Here is a 5,513-nt window from a genome sequence, read left to right on the forward strand (position 1 = left end):
ATCCTCTTAAGTATTAACGGCCGGCACTTTACCAGTTTAAGGCGTCGATTGCCCGACTCTCTGGCCCCTGAAGCCGACCGCCTGTAAAAAAATAACCTATTGGCCGGCCCGGACAAGGCACAAGCTGTAGAACCTTGGGGCATAATGCCGACACTTTCATGACCACTGAGGGCTTTTTCATCCATGTCCTCGTTATTTTTCCCCTCTTCTGCAGGGTTTTATTTCATATGATCAAATCGTTGCGTCCACTGTTTCTCGCCGGCCTTCTTCTGCCGCTGGCCCTGCCTGTTTCCGCCGCCACCCTTAATACCGCCCTCACCCCCAACGTCGAAAAAGCCCTCAAGGCCAGTAAATTGCAGCCAAACGCGCTGTCGCTGGTGATGATCCCGCTCGACGGCCCGGGCAACCCGACCGTGTACAACGCCGACGTGTCGGTCAACCCGGCCTCGACCATGAAACTGGTCACCACCTACGCGGCGCTGGAAATGCTCGGCCCCAACCATCAGTGGAAAACCGAGTTCTACACCGACGGCGACCTCAGTGGCGGCATCCTCAACGGCAACCTCTACCTCAAGGGTGGCGGCGATCCGAAACTGAACATGGAAAAACTCTGGCTGCTGATGCGCGACCTGCGCGCCAACGGCGTGACCCAGATCACCGGCGATCTGATCCTCGACCGCAGCTTCTTCATCCAGCCACAACTGCCCGAGTTCAACGACGACGGCAACGACGAGAACAAACCGTTTCTGGTCAAGCCCGACTCGCTGCTGGTCAACCTCAAGGCCCTGCGCTTCGTCGCGCGCAATGACGGTGGTCGGGTACTGATTTCGGTGGAACCGCCGATTGCCAGCATCCATATCGAAAACACCGTCAAGGCCCTGCCCTCCAAGCAATGCACCGGCGGCGTGCGCTACAACCCGGTGACGCAGGCCGATGGCAGCGTCAACGTGACCGTGGCCGGCCAGTTGGGCGAAGGCTGCAATTCGCAGACCTACCTGTCGCTGCTCGACCACGCGACTTACACCGCCGGCGCCGTGCGCGCGATCTGGAAAGAACTGGGCGGCAGCATTCAAGGCAAGGATCGTCTCGGCGCGACGCCAGGCAACGCCAAACTGCTGGCCCGTGCGTACTCGCCGGATCTGGCGGAAATCATCCGCGACATCAACAAGTACAGTAACAACACCATGGCCCAGCAACTGTTCCTGAGCCTCGGTCAGCGCTTTCGCAACGACGCCGACGGTGATGACGCCAAAGCCGCGCAGCGCGTAGTACGTCAGTGGCTGGCGAAGAAAGGCATTACCGCGCCGCATCTGGTGATGGAGAACGGTTCCGGCCTGTCCCGTGCCGAACGCGTCAGCGCCCGCGAGATGGCGAACATGCTGCAAGCGGCGTGGCACAGCCCGTATGCCGCCGAGTACATCAGCTCGATGCCGATCGCCGGCACCGATGGCACCATGCGCAAACGCCTGAAAACCACAGCGATGCGCGGCGAAGCCCACGTCAAGACCGGCACCCTGAACACCGTGCGTGCAATTGCCGGCTTCAGCCGCGACGTCAATGGCAATACCTGGGCGGTGGTGGCGATCCTCAACGACAAGGCGCCGTTTGGCGCATCGTCGGTGCTGGATCAGGTGCTGCTGGATCTGTACAAGCAACCGAAACTGCCGCAGACCGCTTCGGCGCTCTAAGCCGCCCAAAGCAGGCTGCGATCTTTAGATTTTGTGGGAGCGGGCTTGCTCGCGAAGGCGTCAGTTCAGTCAGTATTTTTGGCGACTGACACGCCGCCTTCGCGAGCAAGCTCGCTCCCACAGGGGAACCGCGTCGCGGCCTAACTCATCTGCTCGACGCGATCGCGCCCGCGCTGCTTTGCCATATACACCCCCGAATCCGCCCGCAGCAGCAACGCATCCGCGCCCTCCCCCGGCCGCCAGCTGGCGATGCCGAAACTCGCCGTCACCACCCCGACCACATCCACCGGCGCACTGCGCAAGCCTTGCCACAACTCCACCGCCAGCATGTACGCATGTTCACCGTCGATGTCCGGGCAGAGCACCATGAACTCTTCGCCGCCCAAGCGGCAAAACACATCGGTACGCCGCAAGCGATGACCAATGCGCTCGCACACCGCTTGTAACACCCGGTCGCCCATGGCGTGACCATACTGATCGTTGATGCGCTTGAAATGGTCGATGTCGAGCATGATCACCGACAACTCGCCGCCGCCCCGTTCGACGCGAGCCATTTCAGTGGTCAGGCGCTCCTGGAAATAGCGCCGGTTGTGAATCCCGGTCAGCGAGTCGGTTACCGACAGCGCACGCAATTCTTCTTCCACCCGCTTCAGGTCGGAGATATCCGAGATGTAGCCGTGCCACAACACGCCGCCGCCCGGCAGTTCCTCCGGGGTCGCCTCGCCGCGCACCCAACGCAGGCCGCGCTCGGGTAATTGCACGCGATACTCCTCGCGCCACGGGCTGAGGCTGTCCGCCGAGGCACGAATCGAGGTGCGTACGCGGGTGACGTCCTGCGGATGAATACGCGTGAAGATTGCCTCGGCATTGAACAGCAACACGTCGGGTTCCAGCTCGTAGATCTCACGGATGCCGTCGCTGGCGTAGATCACGCTGAAACGCCCGTCGAATTCCATCTTGAATTGATAAATGCCGCCGGGCACGTGGGCGCTGAGCTTCTTCAGCAACACGTCCCGCGCCGCCAGCACTTCGTGCACACGCTTGCGCTCGGTGATGTCGATGCAAATCGCCAGATGGCCGACCCACAAGCCCTGCTCATCCAGTACCGGGGTGGCGAGCATGTTCACCGGTAGATGACTGCCATCGCTGCGCACCAGCGTCCATTCGCGTGCTTCGTGGCCACCGACTTCACCGCCCTCGACCAACATCGCATGGCAGGTAGGAATGCTTTTGCCATAACGCGCGCTCAATTCCGCCGCCCGCGCACTCAACTCGCGGGGCAAGTGCAGGTTTTCCAGAGTCATGTGGCCGACGACATCGGCACTGCTGTAACCGAGCATCTGCTCGGCGCCGGGATTGAAGGTGTTGATCACCCCGCGCAGGTCAGTGGCGATGATTGCCACCTGGGTCGCGGCGTTCAACACCCCGCGCAACTGGCCGTGGGTGCCGCGCAACTCCTGTTCGCGCTCGTGCAATTCCTGGGTGCGCAACTGAACCATGCGCAAGGCACGCTGGCGCTGGCTGACCAGCACATACAGCAAGGCGCTCAGCAGCAGGCTGAGCAAACCACCGAGAATCACCACACTGCCGACCGACGAATGGTTGGCCTGCATAAAGGCTTCGCTCGGCAGGATGTCCACCTGGTAATCGTGATCGGCCATGCGCAGTAAACGGGTGGCCGACAAATCGCTGGCCGCCGGCTCGTTGGTCGATTCGAACAGCACCTCATGCTGATCAGTGACTGACAGATCGAGGATGCGCACCGACAGGTAGTCATGAGACGCATCCGGCAAGCCGTCGGCCAGCAACTGGCGCATGCTGATCACGGCCATCGCGTAGCCGAACGGTCGCGGCTGGCCCTCGCGGCTCACCGGCGCCACCAGCAGCACGCCGCGGGCGTAAGACGGCTCGATGCTGACCAGATGCATCGGTTGCGACACCGCCAGACTGGCGAGCTTGTCCGCGCGCTGCAAGGTGTCGCGGCGCAGCGGCTGGGCCAGCAAATCGTAGCCCAACGGCGAGCCGAGACGGCTCTGGGTCTGGCTGTACAGCACCGGCACGTATTCGTCGCGGATCGCGGCCAGTTGCAACTCGCCCTGGGCATTAAGTTCGCGGATGGTAAACGTGCTCAGGCCTTCGTCACGCACGCGCTGCTCGAACGCGGCGCGCTCGGCACCGCTGACCCGCAGGGCAAACGAATAGGCCTGGGTGCGCAGCAACAGAGGGCGGGTATAACCGTCGAATTCGGCGCGGGACACCGACTCGGAGTTGGCGAAGAAGCGGCGCAGGCCATCCAGGCGTTGCTCCTGATCCTGAAAGCGCTCTTCGATGCGGCTGTAACGTTCATTGGCCAGCAGTTGAAAACGCTGACGCAATTGCTGATGGAACTGGTTGAGGGTGGCCCAGGCGAGCAGCCCCGTGAGAATCCCGCCGGCGAGCAATACCAGCAGCGCGACCAGCCAGGCCGAGACTTCTTCGCTGATAAAACCCAGGATCTTTGGGCGCACGGGGTGCAACGACATAAAGGCAACTCACTACGCCAGTGTTCCGGGGAAACCCCATTGGCCATGAGTTGAGTTATAGCTATTAGCCATTAATTTGGCTAGCACTGAACGGATCCAAGAGCCTTTAAAAATCAAGGCTCTGTGGATCCAACTTTGGCAAGTGTCAACGAGCCGTGATTTTCCAGGCGCGGTGGATCTTGGTGTTGCGGGCGAAATCCGGATCAATGGTATGGGCGCTGATTTCCTCGACCGCATAGCGCTCGGTCAGGTTTTCCTCCAACTGGAACTTGCGGAAGTTGTTGGAGAAATACAGCACGCCACCGGTTGCCAGACGCGCCATCGCCAGGTCGATCAACTGCACCTGATCACGCTGCACGTCGAAGATGCCTTCCATGCGCTTGGAGTTGGAGAAGGTCGGCGGATCAATGAAGATCAGGTCGTACTCGTCGCGGCTGCTTTCCAGCCACGCCATCACATCGCCCTGCTCCAGACGGTTCTTGTCAGAGAAACCGTTCAGCGACAGGTTGCGGCGCGCCCAGTCGAGGTAGGTTTTCGACAGGTCGACGCTGGTGGTGCTGCGTGCGCCGCCCTTGGCCGCGTGCACGCTGGCGGTCGCGGTGTAGCAGAACAGATTGAGGAAGCGTTTGCCGGCCGCCTCTTTCTGAATGCGCATGCGCATCGGCCGGTGGTCGAGGAACAGGCCGGTGTCGAGGTAGTCAGTGAGGTTGACCAACAACTTCACACCGCCTTCGCTCACTTCATTGAACTTGCCCTGCGCCGCCTGACGTTCGTACTGCTTGGTGCCACTCTGGCGCTCGCGGCGTTTGACCACCACACGGCTCTTGTCGACATTCAGTGCCTGCGGGATCGCTGCCAGGGCGTCGAACATGCGCGCCGAGGCTTTTTCCGGGTCGATCGACTTCGGCGCGGCGTATTCCTGGACGTGCACCCAGTCGTGGTACAGGTCGATGGCCATGGCGTATTCCGGCATGTCGGCATCGTAGACGCGGTAGCAGTCGATGCCTTCGCGCTTGACCCACTTGCTCATCGCCTTGAGATTCTTTTGCAGGCGGTTGGCAAACATCTGCCCGCCCTCACTCAAGCGCGGCTGCTCGATCACCGGGGCCGGAGCGGGCGTCGGTTTGATCGGGTTGCCGTTCTTGTTGAACTTGCGCTCTTGCGGCTCGTCCGGGGTCTGGTCGTATGCCGCTTGTTCGCGTTCGGCCTGACGCTGCTCCGGGGTACGACGCTCGCCAGTGACGAACTGATCCGGCAGCACCTTGATCAGCAGCAGCTTGCACGGCAGCGCGCCGTTCCAGAA

Annotated in this window: 3 protein-coding genes; 1 reads left to right on the plus strand and 2 read right to left on the minus strand. The window is 61.5% G+C overall.

What is annotated here, in order from left to right; all coding sequences use genetic code 11:
• The first annotated feature begins 227 nt into the window (after nt 1-227).
• Nucleotides 228-1,688 carry a D-alanyl-D-alanine carboxypeptidase/D-alanyl-D-alanine-endopeptidase gene (dacB, locus tag DBR24_RS13040; RefSeq protein WP_128614964.1) on the plus strand — a complete coding sequence of 487 codons (1,461 nt, stop codon included), beginning with the start codon at nt 228-230 and terminating at the stop codon, nt 1,686-1,688.
• 140 nt (nt 1,689-1,828) lie between these two features.
• Here the strand turns inward: dacB and DBR24_RS13050 are convergent, their stop codons facing one another.
• Complete coding sequence (locus tag DBR24_RS13050) at nt 1,829-4,210, minus strand: diguanylate cyclase (protein ID WP_128614965.1); 2,382 nt, start codon at nt 4,208-4,210, stop codon at nt 1,829-1,831.
• Nucleotides 4,211-4,355: 145 nt separating this feature from the next.
• The coding region (gene rlmKL, locus DBR24_RS13055; protein WP_128614966.1) for a bifunctional 23S rRNA (guanine(2069)-N(7))-methyltransferase RlmK/23S rRNA (guanine(2445)-N(2))-methyltransferase RlmL at nt 4,356-5,513 on the minus strand (1,158 nt) is incomplete at its 5' end.

The organism is Pseudomonas sp. HMWF006 (genome assembly GCF_003061205.1).
Classification (GTDB): Bacteria; Pseudomonadota; Gammaproteobacteria; order Pseudomonadales; family Pseudomonadaceae; genus Aquipseudomonas; species Aquipseudomonas monsensis.